Raw genomic sequence first — 14,756 nt, 5'->3', positions numbered from 1 at the left:
CCAGTCTGCTAGCACGTCCGGCGGAGCGCCTGCAGGAGATCAGCGATCGCGGCAGCGCCCCCGCCTGGCAGCGCGGCGACGGCGCCAATGATGTCTTGCTGCTCTGCGTCCTGAAGCTGGTGGCGTGTCAGATTGCGGAATTTCCGGCAGATGGCCTTCCAGCCCATCGGCCGCGTCTTGTCGCCCAGCGGAGTGTGGATATCAGAGGTCAGTTCGAGCGTCCGGGTGCGTATGACGACGCGCGACAGAGTCTGCGCCGGGAAGAACCGGTCGAGATCGGGATCGACGCTCAGCCGAACCTTCTGCGCGAAACGGATCAGGTCCGTTCGGCCAAGCGCAGCTTTATCGATCGGTGCGAGCGCCTGGACGCCATCGACGGCGAGGATCGCCATGCAGAAGGGGAGGCTGTATTGCATGTCGACCAGGCTCTCCGGCGATACCTTGTTGGCAAGCTTCAAGGCCCAGGCAAAGGTCTGGACCTCGACCTCGATGATGTCGTCGGGACCAATCGTATCTGCGGCGAGCTCGCTATAGGCGTCGAGTGCGGGGTGAATGTAGCGACAACAGGCATAGGGCTTGAAATAGGTGTCGGCGATTTCCCAATGGCGACCGAGCCCGCCGAGAATGCGGCTGCCATCGTAATAGTCCGGGTGATCGAGAAGGTCCTCAGGCCCTGTAAAACCGGCAGCCGCGAGATGGGCCGCCGTTATGCCGAGCAGGCTGCTCCATGCGATACCTTCCTTGACATCGTTGCCTGTCAGCCGCGAGTAGCCGGAACTGCCATTGGCAAGCTGGTTCGGCGCCATCACGCCCGAAATGGCGAGAGCATGCGAAAGCCGGACAGGCTCCAGCTGCAACAGGCGGCCGGCTGTCGCGGCCGAAGCGAAGGCTGCCCAGCGACCGGACTGGCGTGTGCGAATTCCGTCCGTCGTCTGCGAGGCGGCGATGCGCGCGCCGACATCATAGCCGCAGATGATCGCGCTGATCAGTTCACGTCCCGTCGCTCCGGTCTGGCCAGCTATCAGCAACGCCGCGGGGATGACGCATGCCCCCGGATGGCCGCGAGCCGCGCGATTGCCGTCGTCGATGTCGAGCGCGGATGCGGCAGTGACATTGCAGAAAAGGGCACCCGCCGGCGCGCACCTGCCGGCGCACCAAATCGGCGCCTCGCCGCTGCCAAAGACCGGTGCGGCCATGGTGCGCGCAGCTACCGCGCTCGGCATGGCTAGGCCTGCGATAGCAGCGCCCAGCAGATCCAGGATACAACGTCTGGCGACGTCAGCGATGGCAGGACAATATTCTGTCGGTGCCGCCCGCACATGCTCGGCCAGAATGCGGGTCAGATAGGACATGTCCGATCCACCTCCGATCCTGCATGTGCACGGCAATATTTATCGAAGCTCGCCTGGGCGACGAAGAGATCGAGCATTGGCAGGCCGACACAGGTAACGCAGGTCGGTCCGGCATTGTCTTCGTACCAGGGTGCTGGATTTGCGAGTTCGCGTATGCCGATGAGCGGTCCGATCGTTTCCAGCGACAGGCCTCGGCTGGAAAAATGCAGGGCGATGCTTTGCGAATTGCGCCTCGAAACGGTCTGGAGATCGTCGCAAACCATGAGGCCGGTTCGAAACACCCGTTTCAGATAATCTTCCGGCGCCTCGTTGCCTCCAAGATGGAGCGTGGTCGCCTCTTGCGCCAGATCCTCGTCCGCAAAGACTGGTTCGCGGGCATTGGACGCGGTGACGACCAGGGAGCAGCAGCGCATGGTCCGGTTGTCATCGACAGGGACGAGCGGGATCTTGACTTCGCCCGAGAGCGCAATTGCAAGCGCGCGGGCGTTTTCCAATCTGCGGGCGCGGACGAAGATCTGCTCGATCCTGTCCGCGCAGGAAAAGGCAAGCGACCGGATGACGCTCTGCGCAACCGGCCCGGCTCCAACCAGATAGACGCAGGAGGCAGTGCCACGGGCAAGACATGCTTCTGCGACGAGTGAGGCATAGGTTCCGGTCCGGTCTGCCGAAAGCGCCGTCTCGTCGAGGATCGCAATCGGGCGAAGTGTGAACTTGTCGAGCAGGATGAAGGTCGATGTTGATCTCGGAAGCCCGAGGCTGCGATTGAAGGCATTGGCACCGATGATCTTCACCCCGCCATGCGTCGAGCTGACGCTATAGAGAGACGACAGCTTCCAGCCGAGACGTTCTTGGGCAAAATCAGGCTTGAAGGCGGTAAAATCGGGGACCGACCAAAACTCGTCTTCGGGCAAGGACAGGACCGCCTTGCCGCCGCGCGCAGCCCCGGACCGGATTTCGGCCCAGGCTCGCGCTGCGGCCTCGTGCACGTCCTTGGTCGTCAGCGCGCAGCCTCTCGTAGCGAGGTCTGACCTTGTCAAAAATACAATCCCGCTCAACGCGTCTGTCATCGTCTCCTCCCTTTCTAGAGCTGACGAGTGCAGAGCCAGTTTAGAGGTTTCGCCTCGTGTGGGAGGTGAAGTTTTCAGCAAGATTGATGCCCAAGGGTGGTAGCTCGGCATCGCTTGGGAAACATTTCGGTAAACTTTGCACGGACGCCGTCAGCAGGTTCAGCGGCGGCTGCATATCGAGATTCACCTGTTCAGCTATAATCTGAATGTGGGGGACGTCCTTGGAGAGCACGTTGTCTCGCAACAATGACGGCGACCTCGCTGCCAACTGCCGCCGCACCGCCGGTGCCGCAGGCCCTTGTCCGTCAGTACTGTCATTGTGGAGAATACGCTTGGGCAGAACAGCGAGCACATGGTTGCTTCGGCTAAAGCCCGATTAAGTGAACGACGACCCAGGTCGCAACGCTATTGCGCGATTTCCGCTCCGACCTCATTTTGCGTGCCCGGCCCAGATACCAGCGTGATGAGACTCCGCATCGCCTCGCGAATGGCAGGGTTCTGGATCTGATCGATTTCTGTCGGTCGTCGTCCGGCGAGGTTTGGCTCTCGCGTCGGATCGTTGCTGAAAATCTGTTCGGCCCCGCTGAACAAGTCATCCAGTGACACCCCGAGGGCGCGCGCCATTTCGTAAAGCGCACTGGCGCTGACGCGATTGATGCCTGTCTCGTATTTCTGGATCTGCGGGAAGGAAATGCCGAGCGCCTCACCAAGTGCGGTTTGGCTAATTCCTCTGCTTTTTCGAATACGCTGCAGGTTTTGTCCAACGACAGCGTCGATCGGATTGCCTTTTGGACGGGCCAAATCATTCTCCTGGTTTTGTGTTCTTTTGCGCTGAACGAGGCAGCATGGCGGGATAGAGGCAACAGGATTTCAAAGGCGGGATATAAGCGCGATCATAGGCATTTGGCCGTGCTATCAAGCTTCGTCCGACCACGCGTGTTCACAGCTGAGCACGCCGCAGACGAGATCGAGCGGCGCATTCGTCAATGACCCTCTCTCATAATTGCTGATGTCGAGCGGGGGTCGACCAGATGACGGCCGAATGGATTGACGGCGACAAGCGCAACCAAAATTGCAAGCACGGAGGCAGTCAAAATGGGTGTTTGGACGCGCATCATTCTTCCAGCCATCAACTCCGGCGCACTATCTGCCGCGTTGTAACGTCAGACCAAACGAAAAGTTCCCTGCTTTCAAAAGCAAAAGCTGGCCATCCGGTCAGGAGCCGGGCGGCCCGTCGGGCGACTGTTTCGATCATCGCTGCGGCGGCAAGGATTTCCTGGATTTGCCTGCAGACGGCCACGGAGAGTTGAGGCCGGAGGGGGGAGCAAACATAGGTATTTTTTCTTATGCCGATATTTTTCAAGTTGGTTGGAATCCGGCCATTCAGTTGAACTAACTCTATTTTTTTGCCATTAAAGGCGCGGATAGCGCCCTGTTAGGAATATTCACCTCTACAGCTACGTTGACTCACGTCTGAATTAGGAACAAATAAAGAACATATCCGCCTTCCTGCGGTGTGGATAGGTTTAATATGATGAAGACCGGACAATGGCTCGGCCAGGCGCAAACCGAATTATCTACGAGCTTCGAGAGCGCATCCAGCATCTCGAAGGGGCGGCTGCCCGTCCGAAGGCGGTTTTGCCCTTCGGTGTCGGCGAAATCGACGAGAAGCTTCCCGGCGGGGGACTCGCCTATGGCGCTATCCACGAATTCGCCGGAGGCGGGGCCGGCGCCGTCAACGGAGCTGCTGCTGCCTTGTTTGTTGCAGGCATAGCGGCCCGCACCAAGGGCACGGTCGTGTGGTGCCTGGCGCGTCCCGATCTCTTCGCACCCGCGCTCGCGCAGACCGGCCTTCATCCGGATCGCGTGATCTATGTCGAGGCGGTTCACGAGGAATATGTGCTTGAGGCCTGTGAGGAGGCCTTGCGCTTCGGCGGGCTTGGCGCGGTCGTGGCCGAAACGGTGCGCTTGCCAATGGTCGTTTCACGCCGCCTGCAACTGGCCGCGGAGAGATCCGGAACGCTCGGGCTGATCATCCGGCGCTGGCGACGCCAGACGGAAGCAAGTGATTTCGGGCATCCAACGGCCGCTGCCTCGCGCTGGCGCATTTCGGTCTTGCCGTCCGAGCCGCTGCCCGTTCCCGGCATCGGTCGGGCCAGGTGGCTCGCCGAATTGATCAGGATCAAGGCCGGAGAAAGTACAGATTTCATCGTCGAGGCATGTGATGGCCAGGGTCGTCTCCGTATATCTTCCGACGCTGCGGACAGATCGGATCAGACGCGTCGATCCGTCCCTTCCGGCTGACGCACCGCTTGTCGTGGTCGCAAAGAGCGGGTCGAAGCGATGGCTGTCGGCGGTCGACGCAAACGCCGCAAAGCTTGGCCTGACTATCGGCATGCCGGCCGCCAAGGCGCAGGCATTCGTGCGGGGACTTAACATGGTCGATGCCGATCCTGCAGCCGATCTTGCGGCATTGGAGCGCATCACCCTTTGGGCGCTCACCCGATATTCGCCTGTCGTTGCCTTGGACCCACCTGACGGCATCGTCATGGACACCGAGGGTGCCGACCATCTGCAGGGCGGGGAGGGACCCATGCTGTCGGCTCTGGTCAACAGCTTCCGCGCCAAAGGTCTGGCGGCACGGGCAGCGGTCGCAGACAGCTGGGGAGCAGCCCATGCACTGGCGCGCTCGATCGGCAACGAGACAAGCGTGGTGGCACCAGGCCAGACAGTCGATGCCGTTACCGATCTGCCGATTGCCTCGCTTCGTCTCAACGCGGAGGTCGTGACAGGTTTGCGTATCCTCGGGTTTCGCACCGTCGGTGAACTGGCGGCAACGCCAAGAGCACCGCTGACCCTGCGCTTTGGCCCGGAGATCACACGCAGGCTCGATCAGATGTTTGGCCGGGTAGCCGAGCCCATCGATCCAATCCGCTCGCCCGACTTCGTCGAAGTGTCAAGGTCCTTCGCAGATCCGATCGGCGCTGCGGAGACGATCGCCAAATATGTCTCGCTGCTGGTGCGCGGGCTCTGCCATATCCTTGAGGCAAGGGGACTTGGCGTACGCCGCACGGACCTCATCGTCCACCGGGTCGACAATACGGTCCAGGCGTTGAGGGCCGGAACTGCAAAGCCTGTCCGTGACATTGCCTGGCTGACCAAACTCCTGCACGATCGGATCGAACGCATCGATCCGGGCTTCGGCATCGAGAAGCTCTGCCTTACTGCCATCATGGTCGAGCCGCTTAAAGACAGGCAGTTTGCTTCCGCCCTGATCGAAGAGGCCAAGGTCGATATCGGCGCTTTCGTCGACATTCTCGGCAATCGTGGAAAATTCCGTCTCTACCGCGTCGCGCCGGTGGCCAGCGACGTTGCGGAGCGATCACTGCAAAGCATCTCGCCTGTCGCCGAAGAGCAGGGACAGAGCTGGCCGTTGAACTGGCCGCGCCCGGTCCGGCTGATGGATCGCCCGGAACCGATCGAGGTCATGGCGCTGCTGCCCGACCACCCTCCCGTGTGGTTCACCTGGCGCGGTAAGCGATACCGGGTGAAACAGGCCGACGGGCCCGAGCGCATCTTCGGCGAATGGTGGCAGCGATCGTCGGAATGGGTCGCCGTGCGCGACTATTTCACCGTCGCGGACGAGGCCGGTGAACGCTACTGGATTTATCGCGCTGGCGACGGTGTCGACCCCGAGACCGGATCGCATCGTTGGTTCATGCATGGAGCCTTCACATGACCTATGCCGAGCTGCAGGTCACGACGCATTTTTCTTTTTTGCGCGGCGCATCCTCGGCCGACGAACTGTTTGCGACCGCCACGGCCATCGGCATAGAGGCTCTCGGCATTGTCGACCGCAATTCGCTAGCGGGTATCGTGCGGGCACTGGAGGCATCGCGAGCCACCGGTCTTCGCCTGGTCGTCGGCTGTCGTCTCGACCTGACGGACGGCATGTCGATCCTCGTCTACCCGACAGACCGTGCGGCCTACTCGCGGCTGACACGATTGCTGACGCTCGGAAAGAGCAGGGGCGGGAAGGCCAAATGCATCCTGGCGCTCGACGACGTCGCTCTCTATGCGGAAGGGCTGATCGCCATCCTGGTGCCGGATCTCGCCGATGAGACATGCGCCCTCCAGCTCAGGAAGATGGCGCAGATTTTCCAGAGCAGAGCCTATGTAGCTTTGAGCCTCAGGCGCCGGCCGAACGATCAGATCCGGCTGCACGAAATTGCCGTGATGGCTGCCAGCCACAAGGTCAAAACCGTCGTCACCAATGACGTGCTCTTTCACGAGCCCGCCCGGCGGCAGTTGCAGGACGTGGTGACCTGCATTCGAAACCGCACGACGATCGACGATGTCGGTTTCGAGCGCGAACGCCATGCCGACCGTTACCTCAAGTCGCCGGAGGAAATGCAGCGGCTGTTTGCACGCTATCCGCAAGCGCTTGCGCGGACGATGGAGATTGTCGCGCGCTGCACGTTCTCCATGGAAGAACTGACCTGTCAGTACCCTGAGGAAGCAATTGTTGCCGGCATGGACGCGCAGCAGTCGCTTGAACACTATGTCCGGGAACACATCCCGGCGCGATATCCCGATGGCCTGCCGCAGAAGGTGCTTTGCTCCATCCGCCACGAGCTCGATCTCGTCAAGGAAATGCGCTACGCGCCTTACTTCCTGACGGTCTTTTCGATCGTTCGTTACGCCCGCAGCCAGGGCATCCTTTGTCAGGGGAGGGGCTCGGCCGCCAATAGCGCCATCTGCTACATCCTCGGCATTACCAGCATCGACCCTGAAACCAACGACCTTTTGTTTGAACGTTTCGTCAGCAGGGAACGCGACGAGCCGCCCGACATCGATGTCGACTTTGAACACGAACGGCGCGAGGAGGTCATCCAGTGGATCTACAGGACGTACGGGCGCCATAAGGCGGCACTCTGCGCCACCGTCACGCGCTACCGGACGAAGGGCGCCATCCGCGACGTCGGCAAGGCGCTCGGACTGCCCGAGGATTTGATCAAGGCACTTTCATCGGGGGTGTGGGCCTGGAGCGAGGCCGTCGGTGAACAACATGTCCGAGACCTCAACCTCAATCCCGACGACCGCCGGCTTGCACTCACCCTCCGGCTTGCCCAGCAGCTGATGGGTGCGCCACGCCATCTCGGCCAGCATCCGGGCGGCTTCGTGTTGACCCATGACCGGCTCGACGATCTGGTGCCGATCGAGCCGGCCTCCATGGTCGATCGGCAGGTGATCGAGTGGGACAAGGATGACGTCGAGGCACTCAAATTCATGAAGGTCGACGTGCTGGCGCTCGGCATGCTGACATGCATGGCCAAGAGCTTTGCCTTGCTGCGCGAGGAGAAGAATGTAGATCTCGATCTTGCGACCATCCCGCAGGAAGATGCGAAGACTTATGCGATGATCCGCAAGGCCGATACGTTGGGCACCTTCCAGATCGAGAGCCGCGCGCAAATGTCGATGCTGCCACGCCTCAAGCCCGAAACCTTCTATGATCTCGTCATCCAGGTCGCGATTGTCCGCCCCGGTCCAATCCAGGGCGACATGGTGCATCCCTATCTCCGTCGCCGGGAGGGCAAGGAGAAGCCCGAATATCCGACGCCCGAGCTGGAATCCGTTCTCGCCAAGACGCTCGGCGTACCGCTGTTTCAAGAAAGCGCCATGAAGGTCGCCATGGTCTGCGCGGGCTTCACCGGCGGTGAGGCCGATCAGCTCAGAAAAAGCATGGCGACCTTCAAATTCACCGGCGGGGTGAGCCGCTTCAAGGATAAGCTGATCTCCGGCATGATCCGCAACGGCTATGAGCCCGAATTTGCCGAAAAGACATTCAGTCAGCTCGAAGGGTTCGGTTCCTATGGTTTTCCGGAAAGCCATGCCGCAAGCTTTGCGCTGATTGCCTATGCCTCGAACTGGATGAAGTGCCACCATCCGGATGTCTTCTGTGCGGCATTGTTGAACAGCCAGCCGATGGGTTTTTATGCGCCGGCCCAAATCGTGCGCGACGCAAGGGAACACGGCGTCGCCATCCGGCCCGTCTGCATCAACCGGTCCCGCTGGGATTGCACGCTGGAACCGGTCGCGGGTTCCAACCGGCTCGCAGTTCGGCTCGGCATGCGCATGGTACGTGGTCTGGCAACGGCTGATGCCGCCCGGATCGTCGCTGCAAGAGCCGATCAACCCTTCGACAGTGTCGACGACATGTGGCGTCGTTCCGGTGTTCCTGCCGCCTGCCTGGTGGAACTTGCCGAGGCGGATGCTTTCCGACCCTCCTTCCGCCTCGAGCGTCGCGATGCCCTGTGGGCGATCAAGGCGCTAAGAGATGAGCCATTGCCGCTCTTTGCTGCGGCGGCCGCAGTACGGGAGGAAAGGACGGTCGGAGAGCAACAGGAACCAGACGTCGAACTCCGGCCGATGGCTGAGGGCCATAACGTCGTCCTCGACTACGGGCATACAGGACTGACGCTTCGGGACCATCCGGTCAGTTTCCTACGTCGAGAGCTTACCGAGCGCCGCATCGTCACCTGTTCGGAGGCAATGTCGGCCTCCGACGGCCGATGGTTGATGGCGGCCGGACTGGTCCTGGTGCGTCAGCGGCCCGGCTCGGCAAAGGGTGTGATTTTCCTGACGGTGGAAGACGAGACAGGGGTTGGCAATGTCGTCATCTGGCCCAAGCTCTTCGAGCGGTCGAGACGGATTGCGCTTGGCGCCTCGATGATGGCGATCAACGGGCGCATCCAGCGGGAGGGCGATGTCGTTCATCTCGTTGCCCAGCAACTCTTCGACCTGTCGAACAGCCTGAACGATCTCGCTGACCGGGATGTGGAATTCCGCCTGGCGACGGGAAGGGGAGACGAGTTTGCCCATGGTTCTCCCGAAAGAGCCGATCCGCGCGAAACGGCGGCGGCGGCGATGAAGTCGCGCGACATCTTCATCCCGGACCTGCATATCGACACTCTGAAGGTCAAAAGCCGCAATTTCCACTGAAACACCCGGACCCTGCACCCGAACAGGCAAGTTCGGCCGGCAGGTCAGGACGACTTCCATCGCTTGTCGACAGCAGCATCCTCTCGCACGGGAACAAAGAGAGCTGTCCGATGTTGTCGGCGATGGAGGTCGCGATGCCAAAATTCATCTTTCAGGTCATCGATCGCACGAGCCCGGAACCGACCGAACTTGCACATGAGTTTCCAAGCCTTGAGGATGCAAAGCACCAGGCACGACTTGCCCTTGCCGAGATGGCCCGCGACGGCCTGCCTGAAGCACCGTTTAATATGGTCTCGGTCGAGCTCTTCGATGAAGATCGACGGCCGATCACCGAATTCCGGCTGCTGCTCGAAGAAGTGCCGAAATCCGTTCCCGATCCAACGGCCTGACGGGCCAGGATCGCACACCAACCCCATCGCTGGAGGACAATTTGAATACCGCCAATCTTCAACTGGAAGGCATGGTCATGGCGCTCGCCTCGCTCTGCGAGACGCTGGCCGATAGGGGCGTGCTGGAGCACAAGGAAATTGGCGCTGCGCTGTCGAGCAGGACGACACCCATCAGCTATCCGAGGCCAATCAGGCCGCCGTCCTGTTTCCGATCCACCTCCTAAGCCTGGCGAACCAGGCCCATCAGCGTGGCCAACGTTTCACGTTCTCCGACTATGCGGCTCTTGTCGGGAAGTTGACATGATGGCCGGTGATCGCTGCCGAGTTCGTCAAGGCGATTTTTTACTGGATCCGGTTCGGCACCGCCTGCCGATCCATGGAACAGCTGGGATGACCGACGTTTTGCCGACGATAATATCATTGGTTCTGCACTTGTCCGCCTGACCAGCATGAGCGTGACATAAACGCCGATCCGCTCGCACGGGACGACCAGATCATCCCATGCCGAACGCTGCATGGCGCGTTTGCGGCCCTTCTCGGCGTCGGCATACCGGTTCCTGCGTCTTCGCAGAACGCTGTCAGCAGATGCCAACCGGCGCCGCAAAGGGCTAGGTCGTCTCTCAGGTCTCGGCGGCGTAAAGCGCTTGCGGCCAGCCGCGGAACTTCAAAACCGGGACGACGTTAAAAAGGGCGAACACGTGGAGAAAAGACATGAACGACGTGAAATCCCCCGCCGTAAAGGCACACGAACTCGACAAGGCCAAGAACAAGGACTGGGAAAACAAGGGGGAGCTGGACCAGGCCCTGGAGGATACGTTTCCAGCCTCCGATCCGGTCTCGCAATCCAGTACGTCGGTGGCCGGAGCGCCACCAGCAAGCCAACCGCGACAACAGGAAGGATTTCTTGACGGCGCCAGAAGGTGGATCAAAAACAATCCGCTTGCCGCTGTTGCCATCACCGCAGCCATCGCATGGATTTACGGCTCGACGCGATAGCGCACCGGCCCCAGCCAGGGAGGGGGTTTTGCAGGTGGCTCCCTGCGGATCGAGTTTGCCACTCCACACCCTTCGACAAGCGAGACTTCCGCATGTCACCCCAGGTAATCCAAGGCCAACCATTCGTTCACGATTGATTCACCATAAACAAAGGTCTTTGGTCGTCAATTGTATCGGATTGGGACATCGCGACGTTCCACTGTCATCTCAACACATAGAGGTGCGGGAATGGCAAAAATCCTGATCGTGGAAGACGAGATGCTGATCCGCTTCGCGCTCGCCGACGCGTTGATCGATGCGGGGCACGTGGTGATCGAATGCGGGACCGTCCTCGAAGCGGTGGCTGCTTTCTCCAGACATGACAAGATCGAGGCGCTCATCACGGATGTCGACATGCCTGGCGGCCTGACAGGTCTTGACCTTGCCGGACTTGTGAGGACGACAAGATCATCCGTTCCGATATGGGTGACGTCAGGGCGCAAGGTCGATATTTCGCGTATCAGGGGTGCTGTTTTTCTGACCAAGCCCTACGATTTCGCTGCGCTAGCAAAGACCGTCACCGCTCATATTGAAAGGGGCAACCGGAGCTTGCCCCATTTCAGTTCTCGCTACCGTTCCTATCCATAGGGCTAGCGCACCGGGCTGATAGCCATAGAGGACGGATCGGCCGGCTGGTCTGCCCCAAGCCCATCCGAGACAATGTCTCTTCATAAAATGGCAGCGTCGGCGACATCCACCGGTCGACCTCATCTTGTGCCACTGCCCGGTTACGGGATAAGGGTCTCATTTTACGGCCGCTGGCGGCAAATACTCAACACCGATGCGGCCGTATATGGCGGAGCGGGCGCAGGAACTGGCGACCGGACACGCAGCCCGCCGAGGCGCATGGCCGTGGTCAATCGCTTCTCGCGGATCTTCCGCCTCTGGCGACAATGATGTTTATCTGCGAGCACGACCGGAACCACGAGCTCTGAAATGGCGTTCAATAGAGATTGATACGCCTCCGGGCCGGCCCTGCGGCGTGCTCCTGGCCAGTGGCGATGGGAGGAAGAGATGGGCCCTAGCCAGGATAAAATATCCAATCGTATGCTGACGGCTCTCGATCGGGACGATTTTGGCCTCCTTTCGCCGTACCTGGAGATGGTCGATCTCCCGTCGCAATTCAGGATTGCCGTGCCTCGGGAAAAGCTCGAACATGTCTATTTTCTCGAAAGCGGCGTCGGGGCTGTCATGACTGTTTCGTCGACAGGCCAGATGGCGGAAGCCGGCATGTTCGGTTGGGAAGGCTTTGTGCCCACTGCCACGATCATCGGCGACGATACGGTCCCTTACCTGATCGAAATGAATGTCGGGGGAGCAGGTTACCGCGTTCCGATCGCCGCGATGCGCGAAGCGACCATGAGGAGTTCGAACTTTCAGGTCCCCCTTATCAAATACATGCATGTTTTTGCAACCCAGGTCGCCTACACAGCACTTGCCAATGTCCGCTACCTGCTTGAGCAACGACTGGCACGCTGGATCCTGATGTGCCACGACCGCCTTCGCACCGACGAGATGGCGATAACGCACGACTATATCGCGCTGATGTTAGGGGCGCGCCGCCCCGGCGTGACGACCTCGCTCCACGTCCTTGAAGGCCATCACCTGATCCGCTCGCTAAGGGGGTCGATCATAATCCGCAACCGTGCGGGGCTGGAAGAATTTGCGGCCGGCTCCTATGGCGTTCCCGAGCAGGAATACGAGCGGTTGATCGGGGCGAACGGACGTGGCAACTCCAAACGGTGAAGCATGCGATACTGTTTTCAAATCAGGAATGGCGACGAGCTAATCTGCGACCCCGAAGGAAGCGTGTGCGCCAACGTTGCCGTCGCAATCGAGGAAGCAAAGGCGCATGCGCGTGAACTCATGGCAGAACGGCTGAAATCCGGCCGGGAAATGGACGGGTAGACGTTCGAAATCGTTGACGAGAAAGGCTTGCCGCCACGGTCCGGTTCAAGGATGCCTTGCCGTCCTAAACGGTCCTGGCCGGAACCAGGTCATGCTCGACTTTGCGTCGTGAAGACCTAGCCTTACGCGACCTGCGTCTATCAAATATGTTTATAGCTTGCCAATGTTGCCTGGCGCCGCTCGTGGCACTGGCCAAGCGCCACCGCTTGCCTAGTTTCATGGCGATGATGGCTTCGAACGCACAGCAGAGACAATCCAGAAAATGGAACGGCACCCGATTTGCTGCGGGACTCGGCCGCGGGCTTGCAGGCGCGCTGATATTTGCCCTGCCGATGTTCATGACGATGGAGATGTGGGAACTTGGCTTCTACATGGATCGTAGCCGATTGCTGATCTTGCTTCTCCTCAACATTCCGCTGCTCATTGTTCTGTCCAACAATGTCGGGTTCGAGGCTACCCATACCTGGAGCGATGCGATCCGGGACGCGGCCATCGCCTATGCAATTGGCATCGTCTCCTCCACCGCAGTCCTGACCGCGGTCGGTGTCCTGCAGTTTGGTCAGCCATTTCACGAGGTCGTTGGAAAAATCGCCGTGCAGGCTGTTCCGGCAAGCATCGGCGCACTTCTCGCCCGTAGCCAGCTTAATGGCGATCCGGGAGACAACACCGAGGACGACGACGATCCGATCCAGGAGGGGCCGGCAGACTATGCCGGCGAGATGTTTCTGATGGCGATTGGCGCGCTGTTTCTTGGCCTTAACGTCGCGCCGACCGAGGAGATGATCCTGCTATCCTACAAAATGACGCCATGGCACGTCCTGGCTGTCGTTGCACTTTCCCTCCTTGTCATGCACGGGTTCGTCTATGCCGTTTCCTTCAAGGGCGGACATGAGATCGGCGACGAGGTGCCCGCCTGGCATGTCGTCATCCGCTTCACACTGCCGGGATATGTGATGTCCCTTCTTGTCAGCGCATACGCATTGTGGACTTTCGAGCGTTTTGGAGATGCGGCGATCTGGCCGATGCTCACCGCCGTCATCGTTCTTGGCCTGCCATGTTCGATCGGCGCGGCTGCCGCGCGACTGATACTATGAGGAGTCCAGTGGACGATAAGCCGAACGGCACCGCAAACAAGCCTCACCCTGTCGAATGGGCGGTCGGGCTGGCGAGTACGCTGCTCGTGACAGCCATGATCGGTTTCATCTTTTATCAGGCGATTACACAATCGCCTTTGCCGCCCCGCCTCTCGATCAAAAGGCTTCCGCCTATGGCGGGGGATTCAGACCATCAGGTCCGTTTCGCTGTCCAAAATGATGCAAATAAGACCGCCTCTGCGGTGCACGTTCAAGGCGAGGCCAAAAGGTTGGACGGCGGGACAGAGATCTCGGAAGCGACATTCGACTACGTGCCGGCACAGTCGCTGGCAACGGGCGCCTTGATCTTTTCGATACCCGTCACCGAGGCCAATCTGACGATCCGGGCATCCGGATATATGGACCCCTGACTTCAGGCGAGGTGGCCTGGGACAAAACTGAGCCGCGACTAGGATGGTTCGCACTTGCGACGCGGACAGGACCAAGGCGAGCATTCCGAAGCTTTTCTCTGAACTCGTCTTCGGTTTCGGCCTTCTCCAGCTTCCCACACACTGGCGCCGGATTTCACCTTGCCAACAGTTGGAAAGCCGCGCTGATGGTTCTGGCCATCCGGTGAACTTGATCAACACGACCGGGTGAAAAATCACTTGGTACGACCGCGAGCCTGTTCGTTTCGGCCCTGCGCGCAATCGCGTTGACCGGCGCTGAGCGCGTAACAATGTTGCCCAATGCCGTACCGTCCTCGCGCTCGGTCATGCAGTTACCGCCCATCTGCGCCACCACCAGAAGTCAAGCTTTGGTACGGTAGGAGGCGCTGGCAACGCGACCCACCTCTTGCTGTGGCGCTAGAAAAATACAGCCCGCCGGCCGAGCCCGAGCCAGCTGGCGAACGAAGTCCTTGCAGCTTTG

At 60.2% G+C, this 14,756-nt stretch carries 15 protein-coding genes and 1 pseudogene; 12 read left to right on the top strand and 4 right to left on the bottom strand.

The annotated features are described in order from the left end of the window. Positions 1 to 8: 8 nt before the first annotated feature. From ACR9ZQ_RS03605 to ACR9ZQ_RS03595, 3 genes are all read right to left on the bottom strand, one after another. Entirely contained in the window at positions 9 to 1,352 is a 1,344-nt protein-coding gene (locus ACR9ZQ_RS03605) for an MmgE/PrpD family protein (protein ID WP_481426867.1), read from the bottom strand. Then, positions 1,340 to 2,389: an ornithine cyclodeaminase gene (locus ACR9ZQ_RS03600; RefSeq protein ID WP_481426866.1), complete on the bottom strand. Its 1,050-nt coding sequence runs from the start codon at positions 2,387 to 2,389 to the stop codon at positions 1,340 to 1,342. Before ACR9ZQ_RS03600 ends, ACR9ZQ_RS03605 begins: the two co-directional genes overlap by 13 nt. Before the next feature lie 435 nt (positions 2,390 to 2,824). Next, positions 2,825 to 3,220 carry a helix-turn-helix domain-containing protein gene (locus ACR9ZQ_RS03595; RefSeq protein WP_310384362.1) on the bottom strand — a complete coding sequence of 132 codons (396 nt, stop codon included), beginning with the start codon at positions 3,218 to 3,220 and terminating at the stop codon, positions 2,825 to 2,827. Between the two features lie 298 nt (positions 3,221 to 3,518). Between ACR9ZQ_RS03595 and ACR9ZQ_RS03590 the strand changes: the two genes are divergently transcribed. The 12 genes and pseudogenes from ACR9ZQ_RS03590 (at position 3,519) to ACR9ZQ_RS03535 (ending at position 14,257) form a co-directional block, all read left to right on the top strand. Then, positions 3,519 to 3,815, top strand: a complete 297-nt coding sequence (locus ACR9ZQ_RS03590; RefSeq protein ID WP_481426865.1) for a hypothetical protein — start codon at positions 3,519 to 3,521, stop codon at positions 3,813 to 3,815. A 152-nt stretch (positions 3,816 to 3,967) separates the two neighbouring features. Beyond that, positions 3,968 to 4,723, top strand: a complete 756-nt coding sequence (locus ACR9ZQ_RS03585) for an ImuA family protein (RefSeq protein WP_481426864.1) — start codon at positions 3,968 to 3,970, stop codon at positions 4,721 to 4,723. Next, a complete protein-coding gene (locus ACR9ZQ_RS03580; protein ID WP_481426863.1) occupies positions 4,644 to 6,158 on the top strand; it encodes a DUF6504 family protein in 1,515 nt (504 codons plus the stop codon). Before ACR9ZQ_RS03585 ends, ACR9ZQ_RS03580 begins: the two co-directional genes overlap by 80 nt. Beyond that, on the top strand, positions 6,155 to 9,421 hold the full coding sequence (locus ACR9ZQ_RS03575; RefSeq protein ID WP_481426862.1) for an error-prone DNA polymerase: 3,267 nt from the start codon (positions 6,155 to 6,157) through the stop codon (positions 9,419 to 9,421). The genes ACR9ZQ_RS03580 and ACR9ZQ_RS03575 overlap by 4 nt, the downstream gene beginning before the upstream one ends. Positions 9,422 to 9,555: 134 nt before the next feature. Next, positions 9,556 to 9,810, top strand: a complete 255-nt coding sequence (locus ACR9ZQ_RS03570; RefSeq protein WP_481426861.1) for a DUF6894 family protein — start codon at positions 9,556 to 9,558, stop codon at positions 9,808 to 9,810. Positions 9,811 to 9,851: 41 nt separating this feature from the next. Continuing rightward, positions 9,852 to 10,114: pseudogene (locus ACR9ZQ_RS03565) on the top strand (hypothetical protein). Positions 10,115 to 10,521: 407 nt separating this feature from the next. After that, the gene (locus tag ACR9ZQ_RS03560) at positions 10,522 to 10,806 is read left to right on the top strand and encodes a hypothetical protein (protein WP_481426860.1); all 285 of its coding nucleotides are present in this window, start codon (positions 10,522 to 10,524) and stop codon (positions 10,804 to 10,806) included. A gap of 228 nt (positions 10,807 to 11,034) precedes the next feature. Next, positions 11,035 to 11,433 carry a response regulator transcription factor gene (locus ACR9ZQ_RS03555; protein WP_481426859.1) on the top strand — a complete coding sequence of 133 codons (399 nt, stop codon included), beginning with the start codon at positions 11,035 to 11,037 and terminating at the stop codon, positions 11,431 to 11,433. A gap of 426 nt (positions 11,434 to 11,859) precedes the next feature. Further along, positions 11,860 to 12,591 (top strand): Crp/Fnr family transcriptional regulator, encoded by a 732-nt coding sequence (locus tag ACR9ZQ_RS03550; RefSeq protein WP_310384379.1) that lies wholly within the window; start codon positions 11,860 to 11,862, stop codon positions 12,589 to 12,591. Between the two features lie 3 nt (positions 12,592 to 12,594). Then, entirely contained in the window at positions 12,595 to 12,753 is a 159-nt protein-coding gene (locus ACR9ZQ_RS03545) for a DUF6894 family protein (protein ID WP_405049733.1), read from the top strand. Between the two features lie 224 nt (positions 12,754 to 12,977). Beyond that, a complete protein-coding gene (locus ACR9ZQ_RS03540; RefSeq protein WP_481427274.1) occupies positions 12,978 to 13,847 on the top strand; it encodes a TIGR02587 family membrane protein in 870 nt (289 codons plus the stop codon). An 8-nt stretch (positions 13,848 to 13,855) separates the two neighbouring features. Beyond that, a complete protein-coding gene (locus ACR9ZQ_RS03535; protein ID WP_310384381.1) occupies positions 13,856 to 14,257 on the top strand; it encodes a hypothetical protein in 402 nt (133 codons plus the stop codon). A 154-nt stretch (positions 14,258 to 14,411) separates the two neighbouring features. On the opposite strand, the gene ACR9ZQ_RS03530 is transcribed toward ACR9ZQ_RS03535, so the two are convergent. Beyond that, the gene (locus ACR9ZQ_RS03530; protein WP_310384383.1) at positions 14,412 to 14,603 is read right to left on the bottom strand and encodes a hypothetical protein; all 192 of its coding nucleotides are present in this window, start codon (positions 14,601 to 14,603) and stop codon (positions 14,412 to 14,414) included. Positions 14,604 to 14,756: the final 153 nt, after the last annotated feature.

This window comes from Rhizobium sp. KNZ14-9A, assembly GCF_056755015.1.
This window is presented reverse-complemented; position numbering and strand designations above follow the sequence as displayed.

Excerpts from the sequence above, each read along its gene's own strand:
- ACR9ZQ_RS03605 (WP_481426867.1), bottom strand. The coding sequence starts at position 1,352 with ATGTCCTATCTGACCCGCATTCTGGCCGAGCATGTGCGGGCGGCACCG.
- ACR9ZQ_RS03585 (WP_481426864.1), top strand. The coding sequence starts at position 3,968 with ATGGCTCGGCCAGGCGCAAACCGAATTATCTACGAGCTTCGAGAGCGC.
- ACR9ZQ_RS03580 (WP_481426863.1), top strand. The coding sequence starts at position 4,644 with ATGGCCAGGGTCGTCTCCGTATATCTTCCGACGCTGCGGACAGATCGG.
- ACR9ZQ_RS03575 (WP_481426862.1), top strand. The coding sequence starts at position 6,155 with ATGACCTATGCCGAGCTGCAGGTCACGACGCATTTTTCTTTTTTGCGC.
- ACR9ZQ_RS03570 (WP_481426861.1), top strand. The coding sequence starts at position 9,556 with ATGCCAAAATTCATCTTTCAGGTCATCGATCGCACGAGCCCGGAACCG.
- ACR9ZQ_RS03560 (WP_481426860.1), top strand. The coding sequence starts at position 10,522 with ATGAACGACGTGAAATCCCCCGCCGTAAAGGCACACGAACTCGACAAG.
- ACR9ZQ_RS03555 (WP_481426859.1), top strand. The coding sequence starts at position 11,035 with ATGGCAAAAATCCTGATCGTGGAAGACGAGATGCTGATCCGCTTCGCG.
- ACR9ZQ_RS03550 (WP_310384379.1), top strand. The coding sequence starts at position 11,860 with ATGGGCCCTAGCCAGGATAAAATATCCAATCGTATGCTGACGGCTCTC.
- ACR9ZQ_RS03545 (WP_405049733.1), top strand. The coding sequence starts at position 12,595 with ATGCGATACTGTTTTCAAATCAGGAATGGCGACGAGCTAATCTGCGAC.
- ACR9ZQ_RS03540 (WP_481427274.1), top strand. The coding sequence starts at position 12,978 with ATGATGGCTTCGAACGCACAGCAGAGACAATCCAGAAAATGGAACGGC.
- ACR9ZQ_RS03530 (WP_310384383.1), bottom strand. The coding sequence starts at position 14,603 with ATGACCGAGCGCGAGGACGGTACGGCATTGGGCAACATTGTTACGCGC.